At 61.7% G+C, this 14,300-nt stretch carries 8 protein-coding genes and 3 pseudogenes; 2 read left to right on the top strand and 9 right to left on the bottom strand.

Annotation, left to right across the window (positions count from 1 at the left end; translation table 11 throughout):
* Nucleotides 1-5: 5 nt before the first annotated feature.
* The 4 genes and pseudogenes from P3T40_RS39305 to P3T40_RS39290 form a co-directional block, all read right to left on the bottom strand.
* Nucleotides 6-980 (bottom strand): glycosyltransferase family 2 protein, encoded by a 975-nt coding sequence (locus P3T40_RS39305; protein ID WP_429273078.1) that lies wholly within the window; start codon nt 978-980, stop codon nt 6-8.
* 300 nt (nt 981-1,280) lie between these two features.
* Entirely contained in the window at nt 1,281-2,441 is a 1,161-nt protein-coding gene (locus tag P3T40_RS39300) for a glycosyltransferase family 4 protein (RefSeq protein WP_429273077.1), read from the bottom strand.
* 529 nt (nt 2,442-2,970) lie between these two features.
* Nucleotides 2,971-3,453: pseudogene (locus tag P3T40_RS39295) on the bottom strand (group II intron maturase-specific domain-containing protein); the annotation flags it as partial.
* 38 nt (nt 3,454-3,491) lie between these two features.
* A pseudogene (locus P3T40_RS39290) lies at nt 3,492-4,202 on the bottom strand (amidohydrolase family protein); the annotation flags it as partial.
* A 982-nt stretch (nt 4,203-5,184) separates the two neighbouring features.
* On the opposite strand from P3T40_RS39290, the gene P3T40_RS39285 reads away from it, so the two are divergent.
* Nucleotides 5,185-5,811 carry a helix-turn-helix domain-containing protein gene (locus P3T40_RS39285; RefSeq protein ID WP_429273076.1) on the top strand — a complete coding sequence of 209 codons (627 nt, stop codon included), beginning with the start codon at nt 5,185-5,187 and terminating at the stop codon, nt 5,809-5,811.
* A 33-nt stretch (nt 5,812-5,844) separates the two neighbouring features.
* Here P3T40_RS39285 and P3T40_RS39280 read toward each other — a convergent pair whose 3' ends face one another.
* Both P3T40_RS39280 and P3T40_RS39275 read right to left on the bottom strand, forming a co-directional pair.
* Nucleotides 5,845-8,820, bottom strand: a complete 2,976-nt coding sequence (locus tag P3T40_RS39280) for an FAD-binding and (Fe-S)-binding domain-containing protein (RefSeq protein WP_429273097.1) — start codon at nt 8,818-8,820, stop codon at nt 5,845-5,847.
* Nucleotides 8,821-9,020: 200 nt separating this feature from the next.
* Nucleotides 9,021-10,058 (bottom strand): DUF1338 domain-containing protein, encoded by a 1,038-nt coding sequence (locus P3T40_RS39275; RefSeq protein ID WP_429273096.1) that lies wholly within the window; start codon nt 10,056-10,058, stop codon nt 9,021-9,023.
* 173 nt (nt 10,059-10,231) lie between these two features.
* Between P3T40_RS39275 and P3T40_RS39270 the strand changes: the two genes are divergently transcribed.
* Nucleotides 10,232-11,164 carry a LysR substrate-binding domain-containing protein gene (locus tag P3T40_RS39270; RefSeq protein WP_429273075.1) on the top strand — a complete coding sequence of 311 codons (933 nt, stop codon included), beginning with the start codon at nt 10,232-10,234 and terminating at the stop codon, nt 11,162-11,164.
* A 16-nt stretch (nt 11,165-11,180) separates the two neighbouring features.
* On the opposite strand, the gene P3T40_RS39265 is transcribed toward P3T40_RS39270, so the two are convergent.
* The 3 genes and pseudogenes from P3T40_RS39265 to P3T40_RS39255 form a co-directional block, all read right to left on the bottom strand.
* Entirely contained in the window at nt 11,181-12,251 is a 1,071-nt protein-coding gene (locus P3T40_RS39265) for a 4-hydroxyphenylpyruvate dioxygenase family protein (RefSeq protein WP_429273074.1), read from the bottom strand.
* Nucleotides 12,252-12,260: 9 nt separating this feature from the next.
* A complete protein-coding gene (locus P3T40_RS39260; protein ID WP_429273073.1) occupies nt 12,261-13,637 on the bottom strand; it encodes a transposase in 1,377 nt (458 codons plus the stop codon).
* Nucleotides 13,634-14,184, bottom strand: a pseudogene (locus P3T40_RS39255) (IS607 family transposase). The gene P3T40_RS39260 and the pseudogene P3T40_RS39255 overlap by 4 nt, the downstream one beginning before the upstream one ends.
* Between the last annotated feature and the right edge of the window lie 116 nt (nt 14,185-14,300).

Here is a 14,300-nt window from a genome sequence, read left to right as displayed (position 1 = left end):
CCGGATTAGCCCGGGGTCCTGCCGCGGTCAGCCAGCTTGTCTCGTGCAAGGGTGAGACGCGCTAGCGCAGCGCCGCTGCGCGACGCCCGCCAGTCCTGAAGCGCTGACGTCTGCCGTCGAAGGACGCGGTTCCTAAGCAAGTACGCGAGACCCAGGCACCCGTCGTGACCAATCAACGCGATCCAGCACAGCGCGGCCCAACGGCGCACGTAGCGGAATTCATCGTGCAAAAGCAAATGCAGATTGTAGGATTCGTTTTCTACCGCGATCCACTTACGGCTGCCACGAGAGGAGCGTGTATCTTCATCGAATCGTTGAGCCGGGTAATGATCGACCGCCACCGCCGGGTCATAGACCAGACGCCAGCCTGATCGCCTCACCGAGGACGCGAACGCCATGTCGTTATGGACTTGAGCACCGGCGCCACGTAGCCGCGTGTCGAAGCCGATCGCGCCGTTGCGAATCGCGCTCATCCGATAACTCATGTTTGCACCCTTCAGAAAGTGCACGTCGCGCGCCCCCCCCACTCCGAGATGATGAGCGCCGATCGCACGGCCGGGGAACCGCCATCGACCGACGAACCGCTGTGCCCCGGTGAGTACCGCCCCGTCCTGGTGGACCCAGTCGCGGCCGCCCACCCCGCCCACGTCGGGCGAGTTGGCAAAGTGCTTTTCAATGATCGCCACCCAACCGGGACGTGGAGCGGCGTCGTCATCCGTGATCGCCACGATGTCGCCGGTCACCGCATTCAGGCCCGCGTTCAATGCCGCTACCTGACCGGGCACGTCGATCGCAACTTTCAAAAGTGGCAGGCAGCCCACCGCTTTTTCCATTGCGAGCCACGCGACGGTTTCTTCGTCATTCTCGCGAAACACAACAACGACCTGGTCCGGCCTACGGGTTTGGCACGCGAGCGCCTCCAGGCATCGAGCCAGGTCGGACGTACGTCGATAAGTTGGTACGAGTACGGTAATTTTCATATGTAATAGCGGTGTCCGACGCAATACACAAATGCGCGTCCGATTCAACACGCCGTCTCCGCCAATGCCATTGGCAGGCGGTGATCGAAGCGATGTAACTGGAATATCCCGCGGCGCCCGCGACACCGGCTGACCGGCGTCCTGACACTTCATGCGCATCATCGGACAAGAGCTATTTCCGGAGCGAGCCATCAATGCAGCCCATGCGCGGTATACGTACCACCCTGCATATGTGAACACGTCGGGTCAGCAGGCGTCTGTGCGACATCGAACGCTATCCGCAATGCAGCCGGTTCGCCGTCAGTACGTATCGATTGCTTCGCGGTAGACCGTTGCCACTTGCGCCGCAATCACGGGCAGGTCAAAGTGCGAGCGGACGTACTCGCAACAAGCGGTTTCGTCGGGAAGAATGCGCTTGCCGAGAAGCGCATCCGTGAGCCCGGAGCCCAGCGCCCGAAAGCCGCACGCTTCCAGCACCAGGGCCTGGCTGAGCGGCGCGACTGCCTCCGGCAAGCCGCCCACTGGCGTGACGAGAACGGGAGTCCCGGCCGCGAGGGACTCGATGGTGGTCAGGCCGAAACCTTCCAGCGCGGTAGTCGGCACCACCGACATGTCCGCCGCCCGATACCACAGGGGCAATGCTTCGTCGGCGACGAAACCCGCGAGGTGCACGTACTGCGACAGACCGCGGTGCTCGATTCGCGCTTGCAGCGCCGCCGTGAGTGGCCCCTTGCCGGCAATGGTCAGGAGTACGTCGGGTACGGACTGGCGCACGAGGAACACGGCGTCGATCAGATCCTCCAGACCCATGCGCGAGACGAGGCGACGCACGCAAAAAAGCATGGCTCGGTCCTGCGGAAGTCCAAGGGCGGCACGCGCGGCGCGGCGGTCGATGCCGGTGTCGAAATGCCCGACATCCACGCAGCCGGGCACGATACGAATGGTGCCTGCGCTGACACCGTATCGCTGCAACACATCGGCGAAAGCTTGAGACAACACGATATGCAGGTTGCCGCGCCGATACGCGTATTTCTCAATCGCACGCCGGATGGTTATGTTCATGCCTCCACGGGCCGCATGGGCGGATTCGTCGCCCCAGGGCCCATGAAAATGGATGACCTTCGGCACGCGCCGAAATGTGCCAAACACTGGAGCCGCATAAAGCGCGAAGTGCGCGGCCACCACGTCAGGCATGCGTGCATTGCGAAGCTGGGCAGCCGCACGCCGCAAGTTCGTTATCCTCGTCAACATCGGTGCGTCTGGCAATGCAAACGGGGTCACCGCGCCATGGCTCAACGAACGCACCTGCTCACTGCCCGCAACTAGGCCGCGTACGATCACGCCCTGCGCCGGAAGGGACCGCACGAGCTGACTCACCACACGGTCGAGACCGCCGGGCCGCTCGTCGAACCAGTTCATCCCGATCTGCAAGGAATCGATGGTCTGAGAAGGTTTATGCAAAACCTTTCTAGCGCACTGCGGGGCGCATATTGCAGCGTCGGCAGTCGTCATGATGATATTCTTCATGGGCGTCCTGTTACTGTTCATGGGCGAGACGTCGACCAGCGAGCGGTTTGCGAAGAGTGCGGGCCATGCGGCATCGGCAAGCCCGCTGCGTACCGCGCCCGCCCGCTCCCGCGGGCAGATCCGACGAGGTAACCCATCGAACGGTTATCAAGGCCGATGACATCGCCCTTTCGCGCCGGCCAACTTCGCAGTTACGCCTGTACGCAATATTGACTGTCACGCGGAAAGAGAGGTCTGGAGATTGCCGCGCGCGTGAGCACCATCGTCGTTGGCTGGATGAATTACCACCGAAGACGCCTTCAGGCCTTACGGGATCTTGTCGACCAATGCCGTTCAAGCGCCAGTTTCCTCGTCACACACGCTAAATCGCCCCATACAAAATCACCGTGCGCCATCGCACCGACACTAGCGCATCCCTCGACAGGGCAACCGTCGCTGGCTGAAATGGTTTCGCACGGTTTTTACCCACACGGCGCCAGTGTTTCAGCTGGATGGCACGCAACCGGTGACGCAACCACTCGTCCAGCTCGCGCCAGACCCCGGGGGTTTGCGCCAGCCGGAAGTACGCCTTCGAGCCCAACACATAAGACCTTAGCTGTTCCACCACTTCCTTCATGCTGCGCCCGCCTGAGCGACGAGTCAGTTCGCGAATGCGCTGCCTGAACGCCAGCAGCGGCTTCGCCGCCACCTTGCGTTTGGCCACACCGTCGGGAGCCACCCACAGGCTGTAGCCCAGAAACTTGCGACCAAACACACCGCCCACGGCGCTTTTGGTCTCGTTGACCTTCAGCCGCAAGCGCCCATACGGACGCCGCAACAATGCCATCACCAGCTCCCCCGCACGGCGACTGCGAACGTACACATTCGCGTCGTCGGCATAGCGTGCGAAGCAGTGACCCCGCCGATCCAGTTCCCTGTCCACTTCATCGAGCAGCACGTCGGCCAACTCCTCGTAGCGCTGCTGCCCCTGGTCGACAAGGCCTCACCGCGCTTAAGCATATCTTCCCCACTTGCTTGTGCGGTCAGTCTCTTAAAGGCGTTCCAGCCATTGCTGAATGGATAGGAACCTTTGTCCACCGGGAAATTGCTTTCGAACATGCAGCGGTTTGCACCAAAGGCTTCGATGCAGGTATGCACCCATGGCTTCCACGTTTCTGCAAGTTCGATCGAAGACGGTGGACGCTCACCTTTTTCAAAGTCGAAGCCGTTGAGATGCATACCCAACCCGCCGACCTTCACATACACGTTCGGCAATTGCGCGAGTTCGCGCATCGAGCGGGCCCATGTATCGAACACTTCCTTGCGTTGGTCGCCGTAGCTGGCGATTCGCACAACACCGTCGCAGTGGTTGACAACGAAGCGCGTATCCGGATACGCCTTGGCCAAATCGAACAGCTCCGGAAGCTGTGGAAAGAACAGCCAGGCGTCGTACGAAAGACTTAGCGGACCGAGTTGTGCTACGCCCGCGCGATAGGTCGGGTCGAGCAACAGTCCGCGCGGTACTGCTGACGAGGGATTCACGATTGTCTTATCGGCGTCCCACGTTACAATGTGCCGCACGCCACGCAGGCGACCATCGCCGGCATCGAGTTCAGCCTCCAGCAGATCGCGAACCGCTGCTCCGCGCCTGAGATCAGCGTATCCCACGATTCCTTTCGCGACCTGTGGCTTTTCTTTTTGTAACGGTGCGGTGCCGCATGCCAGAGCCGTCCGTCGAGTCTGGCAAGGGGCCGACCGGGAAGATCGGGAGCGCTATTCCGGACAAAAGGCTGCGTTGTTATCAACCTGAGCAGATCACGGTCATAATATTGTTGGCGACCCCGGCCCTCAACCGATGGTGCGCAAAATGAATAGCAACGAGCGCCATGCGCGCGGAGCGGGCCGACTCACGAAAGCCCTTGACCGGTACATAGCGGGTACCGCGCTATCGGAGCAGGCACTGCCACACAGCTGGGCACAGCGCTGGGCGTACGTTGCGGGGATATGTACGCCGATCGAGCGCCATTTACAGGGCGGGCGCGTGCGGTGGGAGTAGGCGCGATCCCGGACAATCGGAGTCGGTGTGTAATCCGAGGTCAAGGTCGCGTTTTAGACACCGAGCGAACATTTGATTGGCCGCTACGATCGACCGCGTCTGGCCGGGTGCCGCCTCATGCAAATCGCATGTCCCGCTTTGCTCTTGGACGGCGCTGGTCGGCAGCACGCGACCCGGAGCAGCCCTTCGACTTCGCCCGAAGCGGCCACTCAAACGTTCGCAGGTGCGGGGCGACAATGATTTCGAGCCAACGGACAGCGAAAACCGGGAGATTCGCCATCGTTAAGCACGCTCAGTACCACATTCTCGGCGTTCCGCGATCTTGCGAAGATACCAGTTTCCGAAGGGAAAACTCCCGCATCATTGCACGAGATCAGATCGTTATCGGCACGCCTGTACACGGAGCAATATGGCCCTGAATTCGCACAGGCGCTGTTGGACACCGCTCCGCAAGCATGGCCGCACTCTACCGCGATTCCCGCGGACGAAAATGGTCCGAGGTAAAGCTGAAGGCGGGCTAGCATTTTGGACGAATTTTGGATGAATGTTGGATGACCTAAGCCAGCAAAGGCTGGGCGACCGCCCCAATGTTATGATCGGAAACATTGCACGCCATGAGGCGCGCTTCTGTCCCTACACCCCATGGATACCCATATCACCAAACCCGCCGAGCCATCCACGTCGGATCTGGGTCGGCGCGTGCGTGCCGCGCGCCAGGCGCAGGATCTGACGCTCGAGACTGCGAGCCGCCTGTGCGGCGTGTCGCGCTCGACATTGTCGAAAGTCGAAAACGGCCTGATGTCGCCCACTTTCGACGTGCTGCAAAAGATCGTGCTCGGCCTGAAAATCGAAATCGGCGAACTGTTCGGCTCGACGCCGAAAGTCAGCGCCGGCGGCCGCCGTGCATTGACCCGCAAGGACGCCGGTCAACGCCATGCGTACCGCGGCTACCAGATGGAACTGCTTGCCACCGACCTCGCCCACAAGGCGATGCTGCCGTTTCGTATCCGCATCTCGGCACATACGCTCGATGCGTTCGACGACTGGGGACGACACGAAGGCGAAGAATTCCTTTATGTGATCAGCGGCAGCGTGTGTCTGTACTCCGAGCTGTATGCCCCCACGCACCTGAATGCGGGCGACAGTATCTATTTCGATAGCCGCACCGGTCACGCCGCCGTATCCACCAGCGACGAAGACGCCGAGGTGTTGTGGATGGCGACCAGCGCGGATATTCCGCAAGCGCCTGTGGATTCGTCGAAGAAGTAAGCGTGGGGTACGTCGGTCCGCATAGGCGTCACGTCACGCCGCGGAATGCGGCGCTGAGTTTGCCGCCGCAGCAGTAGCGGTCTCGCTGGCTGTCGGCGTTACACTTCGCGCCGCCAACGCCCGCTGCGCGAGTTGCGCAATATGCAGCGCGTGACGTCCGGTGCCCTGCTCGATCTGCTCGCGGCAACTGAACCCGTTAGTTAGCACGATGGTTTGAGCCGCCGCGCTACGAATCGCGGGGAACAGCTTGTCCTCGCCGATCTTCTCGGACAGCGCCTGATGCTCCGCGTTAAAGCCGAAAGAACCGGCCATCCCGCAGCATCCCGTATCGAGCAGTTTCCATTTCACGCCGAGCTGCGCGAGGAGCGCCGTGTCGCCTTGCATGCCGAACAATGCCTTCTGATGGCAATGCCCGTGCACGACGACCTCGGCGTCAAGCCTGGGCCAGTCGAACGGCTCGCGCACAACGAAATCGGAAAACAGGAAGGTCTGCGCCGAAAGGCGCTTGGCTTGCGCGTGATCGGGCAACTGCTTGAGCAGTTCATCCTTGAAGACGGACAGGCAGCCCGGTTCAAGACCGACCAGCGGCACACCTGCAGCGATATCGTCGGCGAGGTCGTCGAGCACATTCACCAGCAATTCGCGCGCACGCTCGAGCAGGCCGAAGTCATAGAGCGGACGGCCGCAGCACAAGCGATTTTTCGGCAACACGACGTCCCAGCCGAGTTGCGTCAATACATCAGCAGCAGCCTGCGCGACGTCAGGCGAGAAATGGTCGCTGAATGTATCCACCCAGAGGATTACTTTGCGGGCGGCCGGCTTAGGGCGGGCGGGGATAGGCGCCGCCGGGTCAGCCCCGGCACTGCGTGCCGCGCGCCGCACGATTTCCCGATACGTCTGCCGCGCAAACTTCGGCAATTCACGTGTTTGTGCAACACCCGCGATCCATTTGCTGAGCGGCGCAAGACCCGGCGCTGACGTCATGAAATTGGTCAGACGCGGAAAACGCGCTGCAAGCGGCGCCCATTTACCGATCCGGCCCATGAACATCGCCTGCCGGGGCCTTCGATTCGTTTCGTAGTAATGCGAAAGAAATTCTGCTTTGTACGACGCCATGTCCGTATGTGTCGGGCAGTCGGACTTGCAGCCCTTGCAGGCAAGACACGTGTCGAGTGCTTCCTTGACTTCACGGCTCTGCCAGCCGCCGGTGATCACGTCGCCCTGCAACATCTCCCAAAACAGATGCGCGCGGCCTCGGGTCGAATACTTCTCCTCGCGCGTGGCCCGGTAGCTGGGGCACATCGTCCCACCTTCGAGTGAGCGGCACTTTCCCATGCCGATACAGCGCTCCACAGCGCGTTGTAAACCATCGCCTTCCTGGCTCGTGAACGTCAGCCTGGTCTGCAAGTTGACTGGCCGATACGCCGGCCCCATGCGCAGGTTTTCGTCGGCGCGGTACGCATGGACTACCTTGCCGGGATTGAGGCGGTTGGCCGGATCCCAGATCGCCTTGAATTGCTCCATGGCCTGCATCAATTCCGGGCCATACATGATCGGCAGAAACTCGGCCTTCGCTTGACCGTCGCCGTGTTCGCCGGAGAGTGATCCGCCGAATTCGACCACCAGCTCCGCCGCCTCGCGCAGAAAGCGGCGCCACGTCGCAATGCCTTCCGCCGCGCGCAAATCGAAGGTGATGCGGGCATGCACGCAGCCATCGCCGAAGTGGCCGTACAGGCTGGTTTCATAACCATAGCGGTCGACCATTGCCTGGAACGCGCGCAGATAATCGCCGAGCCGTAGAGGATCGACGGCCGCGTCTTCCCAGCCCACTATCGGATCTGGACGCGCGGGATCAACCGACAACGCCACGGCCGACGCGCCCGTCTCGCGGATCGACCAGACCTTTGCCTGCAACGCGCGCTCTTCGACGAGCATCATCGAAACATTGGCACCCGCAGCACCCGAAGCGAAATACTGAGTCGCCGCGCGAGCCTGACTGACTGCCTCGTCCTGCGTATCCGCGCCGAATTCGAGCACGACCCACGCATCGCCTTCGGGCAGCAGCGCGATCTCTTCCTTTTTCAAACCACGTGCCTGCAAGCCGCGAATAATCGCGCGGTCGAGTCCTTCAATCGCAATCGGCCCGCACTGCATGAAATGGGGCACCGCATCGGCGGCCGTGAAGATATCCGCGAAGCCGAGCACGAGCAGCACGCGTTTCGCAGGGCTTTTGACGAGCCGCACTTTCGCCTGCAAGGTGATTGCGCACGTGCCTTCGCTGCCGACCAGCGCACGTGCGACATTGAAGCCGTTTTCCGGCAGTAGTTGATCGAGATTGAAGCCCGACACGCGCCGCTTGATCTGCGGGAATTTTGCGCGAATCAGCTCTGCATAGGTATCACGCAGTTGCTTGAGCGCCGCGTAAATCTCGCCCTGACGGCCGCCCGCTGCGATGATGCGTCCGAGTTCGTCGTCTGCAGTCGGGCCGACCCAGAAGCGCGCGCCGTCGTACGTGACGATTTCGAGCGCTTCGATGTTCTCGACCGTCTTGCCGGCCATTACCGAATGCGCGCCGCACGAATTGTTGGCGATCATGCCGCCGAGCGTGCAGCGACTGTGCGTGGCCGGATCGGGTGCAAAAGTGAGGCCATGCTGTTCCGCCGCGTCGCGCAGCGTGTCGCAGACCACACCCGGCTCGACAATCGCCGTGCGCGCCGCCGGGTCCACCGAGACGACGCGATTCACATACTTGCTCGCGTCCGCGACCACCGCGACATTCACGCACTGGCCGTTCTGCGACGTACCGCCTCCGCGCGGCAGGAACGGCACGTCGTTGCGTCGGCATACAGAGACGGTAGCGAGCAGATCGTCGACATCGGCGGGGACGACTACCGCAAGTGGCACCTGCCGGTAGTTCGATGCGTCCGAGGCATACAGCGCCTTCGACGCTTGATCGAAGCGCACTTCGCCGCGCACATGCCGGCGCAGATCGTCTTCGAGCGACTGCATGACCGCCGCCGTGCCACGAAACGGCGTAGCGACATGCCGGTTATCCTGAGCCCGCGTGCCATGCGCCGATCCGTCCGTGGCTTCCTGCACGACACTACTGCCCGCCTCCGCTACGGACGTTTTCCCCGCGGCGTTGAACCGCGCTTCATCGGTTGACGATTCCACCTCTACGGCACCTCGTGCGAATGATCGCGTCACGCTTAAGCAGCCTGACTGGCGGTCATCTTGAAGATTCCCTGGGCATTGCCCGCGTCGAAACGCAGGTCCGTTTCCCAGCGGCGTGTGTCCTGATCGAACGTGCGCTTGCGAGTGATGAACTCGTAGAACGAGCCCGGTACCTCGCGCGTGACCTTGCTGCCATCGGCCGCGCGAAACTCGCGCTTCACGATATCCGCACGATACGCGGTCTGGAACACCCGACCCGAACGCGAACGCTCGACTTCCGGTTTCATCGGGCGGGCCTTCGCTTTCTCGTCATCCGAAAGCTGGAAGACGTCGGCGACGCGATCCGTCGCATGGTTGAACGCATTGCCTTCGGTGGCGATCCACGCCATTTCCGCCGACTCCTTCAACAATACTTCGTAATCCGCCTTGCGGGGAATCTCGTGTTGCCGCGCAAACGCGCCAACGATCACCGGCAGCAGTTCATGCGCCGCGTCGAGCGGCAACACACCTTCGCGCTCGAGTTCCCACAGTTGTGCGGTCGCAACCGGCGTCAATGGATCGCGCGACGCGCCGATCACGTTGGTCACCGCTTGCTGAAACTCAGCCGAGAAACGCTCAGGATGCAGTTCGCTCACGAAGAACTGGGCGATTTCATCGGGTGCGTCCTCATGCGCCCAGGCACGGCCCGTCATGCCGAGACGGTCCAGCGGATAGCGGCCGTTGATCCGGAAACCGAGCGGCCTCAGGATGCGTGCAAACGCCGCTTCGCCCGGCGGCAGCGCGCCGCTTTGCGCCCAGCGCACCGTGCGCAGCGCGCCGTGATCGAAGTACACGCTGCCGCCCGCAGCCAGCGCGTCTTGGGTGTAGGCGCGGCCATTCGCCGAGCGCGCCAGCAGGTTTTCGAACAGCGCCATGTTCATCGCCTGCGCGAGTTCGGCACTCGTGACGACGCCGGGCTCCCATTCATTGAGCACTTGTGGATGATTGAGCGTCTTGAACAATGCCGCTGTCTTCTCGGCGCCGATCAGTTTCAGCAGCAGTTGTTCAACATTCGCATTTCGAACGGTTCTCAGGTTCTGCACGTCGTTTCTCGGGAGAGCGGACTCGGTCAAGTCCGCGTGGGAGTGGGGGGCGCCGGCGCTGCGTCAGCACGCAAGGATCGGCTCGTTTGAACGCGATTATTCAAATCCGCGGCCGTCCCGTAAAGCGAGATAAAATTCAGACTTGATGCGTTTTCGGAATCAACGTGCGAAAATTCAAGATCCCCAACATGGGCGCGCTGCTCGCTTTCGAAGCCGCGGCACGGCATGAAAGCTTCACTCACGCGGCACGCGAACTCTTCCTGACCGAAAGCGCGGTGTCTCGCCAGATCAATACGCTGGAGAGCAATCTCGGCGTGCGCCTGTTCGTGCGGGTCAAACAGCGCGTGGTCCTCACCAAGGCGGGCAAGGTCTATAGCGCGCAGGTGCGCCGTGCGCTGGAGGGGCTCGACCGCGACACACTGTCGATCATCGCGCACGGCAGCGGCGGCGGCTATCTGGAACTGGCCGCCCTGCCCACCTTTGCTTCGCACTGGCTGATTCCGCGGATGGGCGACTTCAATGCCCGCTATCCGGACGTGCGCGTGAACATGGGCGTGCGCACCGGCACGTTTCCATTCGCCGAAACCCATTTCGAAGCAGCGATCCACTACGGCAAGCCCACCTGGCCCGGCACGTCCGCCGATTTTCTGTTCCGTGAGGAGGTCGTTCCGGTCTGCGCAGCGAGCCTGCTGACGCGGCCGGTCTCGACGCCGGCCGATCTGCTCGACTACCCGCTGTTGCACTCGACGACACGCCCGGACGGCTGGGCAAACTGGTTTGAGAAGCTGGGCGTGGACGATAACCGCGCGATGCAGGGCGTGCGCTACGAACTGCATACGATGCTGATCAGCGGCGCGGCCGCGGGGCTGGGCATAGCGGTAGTGCCGCGTTTCTTTGTGGATGCGCAGTTAGAACGGCTCGGGCTGGTCGTGCCCTTCGATGCGCCGGCGCTTGCCGAAGCGGCTTACTACCTCGTCTATCCCACCGAACTCAGCCACGGCAGGCCGCTTGCCAGTTTCCGGGAATGGCTGCTGGGACAGGCTGCGGCATATGGTGCGGCTAATCCGGTGCTGGCCAGTGAGGCGGACGACGATTGAGGGGACCTGATCGCGATCAACGCGCCTGTGCCAGCGCGCTTAGATTGCCTTCGCCGAAGCCATGGTGTCCTTGGCGCTGCACGATCTCGAAGAAGATCTCGCCGGCGCGGCGCCGCACAAAGGTCTGAAAAAACAGTAGCGGCACGCCGTCAGGTCCGATCTCGCCGTCCACCAAAATCCGGCCGCGCTTGAGCCGTTCGATGTCGAGCCCGTGACCCGGCAGCCGCGCATCGATCTGGTCGTAATAGCGCGGCGGCGGCTCAACGAGTTCGATGCCGTTAGCCATCAGTTGCTCGACGCAGCCGAAGATATCGGCGGTAGCGAGCGCGATGTGCTGCACGCCCTCACCTGGATGATCCGGCAGATATTCGTGCATCAGGCTCGTGCGGCTCGTGCCTTCCTCATAGAGCGGGACACGAATCGCCCCGCACGGCGACACCATCACGCGAGATTCTGCCGAGACATGCCAGTTAGCGTGCAACTCGTGAATCTCGCGGAAGTTCAGCAGGTCGCGATAGAAGTCGAGCCATTCCTGCATGCGGCCCGCGCCGACGGTTTGCGTCAGATGATCGATGGCCACGAGACCCGTGCCCGCATGGCTCAGATCGGCCTGCGCCGTGTCGATCTCAATGGGCCGGAAATCGATGTCGAAGATCGAGATGTCGCCCAGGCCACCGCGCTGGCCGCCACGGCCGCGCCAGCGGTCAACGAAGTAGATGTGCGAGTCGCCGATGCCCTGGATGGCTGGAATCACCAGCTCGCCTTTGCCGATTTTTTCGCCCTCGAAAGCCCATGCGCCGAGTTCGATCGCGCGATCAAAGGCGAGCGGGGCGTCAGCCACGCGGATACCCACCGCGCAGATGCCCACGCCGTATTCCTCTGCGTAGCGCGCGGCGAACGAATCCGGCTCGGCGTTGAGCAGGAAATTCATCTCGCCCTGGCGGTACAGCGTGACGTCCTTGCTGATATGGCGCGCGATGGGTTTGAAACCGAGTTGCTCGAAGGTTTGCCCGAGCCCCTGCGGATCGCGCGCGGCAAACTCCACGAACTCGAGGCCAGCGGTGCCAAGCGGATTGTTCTGTTCCATGAAAGCTACTCAGAGTTGAGCAATGGATTTATCTGCACTTCGTTGACGCGGCTTGCGCCGTCCAACTGAAGCCTCATGACGCTCAGTTGCGCCGGATGAGCGCGCGAGCAGAATCTGCTTCACCTGAAAGTGAGGCATATACCGGGTGATTTCCTGGTCATGAATTCTGTTCCGCACGTTCCGCGCAGCATTGGCGTCCGCCTGAAGAACGTCCCCGTTGATACGGTAAAACTTGTCGCCCTCGCGCCTGCCATGCAGCAAGCCCGTGAACGAGTCCATTTGCGACGTGTAGGCGGCGTTCACGACGATATGCGTCGCTCTACGCTGCGTGCATACTTCATCAAGCGCCTGAGCCAGAACACCCTTGGCCCATGCGCTCATGCGGCGGTTGTATTTCCGCCATTGAACCTTGCCCCTGACTGGCGAGCTCGGGTCTTCTGAGCCGACCACTGCGGCCTTGTCCACGATCGTGTGTGACGACTGATAGGCGATGGTCCGCAACTTCTTCTGCGTGCGCTCCCGGCGCGCGTCAAGCTTCACGCGCCCGAGGTTGTTCGCCCTGATGTGATCAGCCTTGGCAATGCGGCCAGCCGCGCGATGCTTCTTCTCGAGCGCGTGCAGCCGGTTGCGCGCCTTCCCGGTCTTTGAGACCTGATCGCTGTACGCGCTCAGCACGGCACCGAAATTCTCGCCGTGACGCTTGCCGTCAGAGTCTGTGAATGCCTCGGTATAGCCTTTATCAACGCCGATCTCAGCAGCCCCGCACGGGCGACCTTCAGCCTTTTCAGTCGCATAACGAATCTCAACGGCATCGCCCTTCAGGATCACGCGCAAGTTGCAGCCCGCGAGGTCCACATTCTTTCCGCTGCTGTTTGTCGTGAGCATGAGCGGCTCGCCGTACTTCGATGCGATGGAGACCTTGACGACCAGGCAACCGTCCACGATGCGGCTCTCGTGCTTGTCTGAGCGCACAATGAACTGGTTGTCGCAATGGGATACGCCGTGGCGGAAGTGCTTGCGCATCATCCGGTGCAGATACCGGTCTTCGAGCCACCTGTCACTTTTCAGCAGTGTATAGAGCCGCTTCGAGGTCCGCTTCGCGATGGCCTGCCGCACCTTCGCGCAGGCAGCGGCCTTGTACGTCAGAATGTCGTTGACGGCATCCTTCGTGGTCTCCGCGCGGATCGTACCATCCACCGCGAGACCTGCATACCAGCCGCTGGCCGTCACTTCCTTGCGAATGTCAGCCGCACTCTTGCCGACGTTCCCCAGCGCGCCATAGCGACGCCAGAGGTCTGCGCGCACGAACGCCATCACGTCGCAGACCGCGCGAAGCGCAGGCAGCGAGGACGGCGTTGCGTAAAGAGTGCGGGTAACGGTTGTCATTGCAGAATTTCCTTCGGCTCCCTGCTTCCGGGGAAGTCTTCCCTGATCTGTTTCCTGTACTTGCGCAGCCCATACAGGCGGCACGAGAACGTATGCACGATAGCGAGCAGGTCCTCTGCCATTTCCTGCTGCGGCGACAGCGACTCCTGATTGACCACGACGATCTCGCAGCCGTGCTCACGAGAAAGATCGTCCAGCAGGTCGAAACCAAAGCGAACGAGGCGATCCTTATGAGCGATCAAAAGCCGCTCGATCTCGCCGCGCTGGATGCGCTCGATCAGCGTGAGGAAGCGCTTGCGCCTGAAGTTCGTGCCGCCGCCGATTTGCTGAATCCATTCATCAACGGCGATAGCGCCAGCGCGACAATATTGCTCCATCGCTTCAACCTGAGCAGCCAGGTCCTCACGCTGGCCCGCGCGACTGACGTGGCAGTACACTACGGTCAGGCGCTTCGCAGTCAGCTTGCCCTCGCGCTCCCAGCGGCGCACCGTACTGGTCGCGCGGCCGATGCGCTGGCAAAGTCGTTGATCCGATAAATTTTGCTCATGGCAAACAATTATAGATACTTCTGGGCAACACCTAGGTATCAGCTGATTGCTCCTTTATCATACGTTCCGACGCTCTTCCTGAGGTTGTATGCGGGTCATCGCAATTGCGCAACGT

This window comes from Paraburkholderia sp. EB58 (assembly GCF_050436665.1).
Lineage (GTDB): Bacteria > Pseudomonadota > Gammaproteobacteria > Burkholderiales > Burkholderiaceae > Paraburkholderia.
The sequence above is the reverse complement of the archived record's forward strand: the minus strand, read 5'-3'. Positions and strand labels throughout refer to the sequence as shown.

What these genes read in the sequence shown, in the direction of transcription:
- P3T40_RS39305 (WP_429273078.1), bottom strand. Translation starts at nt 980, where the DNA reads ATGAAAATTACCGTACTCGTACCAACTTATCGACGTACGTCCGACCTG.
- P3T40_RS39285 (WP_429273076.1), top strand. Translation starts at nt 5,185, where the DNA reads ATGGATACCCATATCACCAAACCCGCCGAGCCATCCACGTCGGATCTG.
- P3T40_RS39280 (WP_429273097.1), bottom strand. Translation starts at nt 8,820, where the DNA reads ATGCAGTCGCTCGAAGACGATCTGCGCCGGCATGTGCGCGGCGAAGTG.
- P3T40_RS39265 (WP_429273074.1), bottom strand. Translation starts at nt 12,251, where the DNA reads ATGGAACAGAACAATCCGCTTGGCACCGCTGGCCTCGAGTTCGTGGAG.
- P3T40_RS39260 (WP_429273073.1), bottom strand. Translation starts at nt 13,637, where the DNA reads ATGACAACCGTTACCCGCACTCTTTACGCAACGCCGTCCTCGCTGCCT.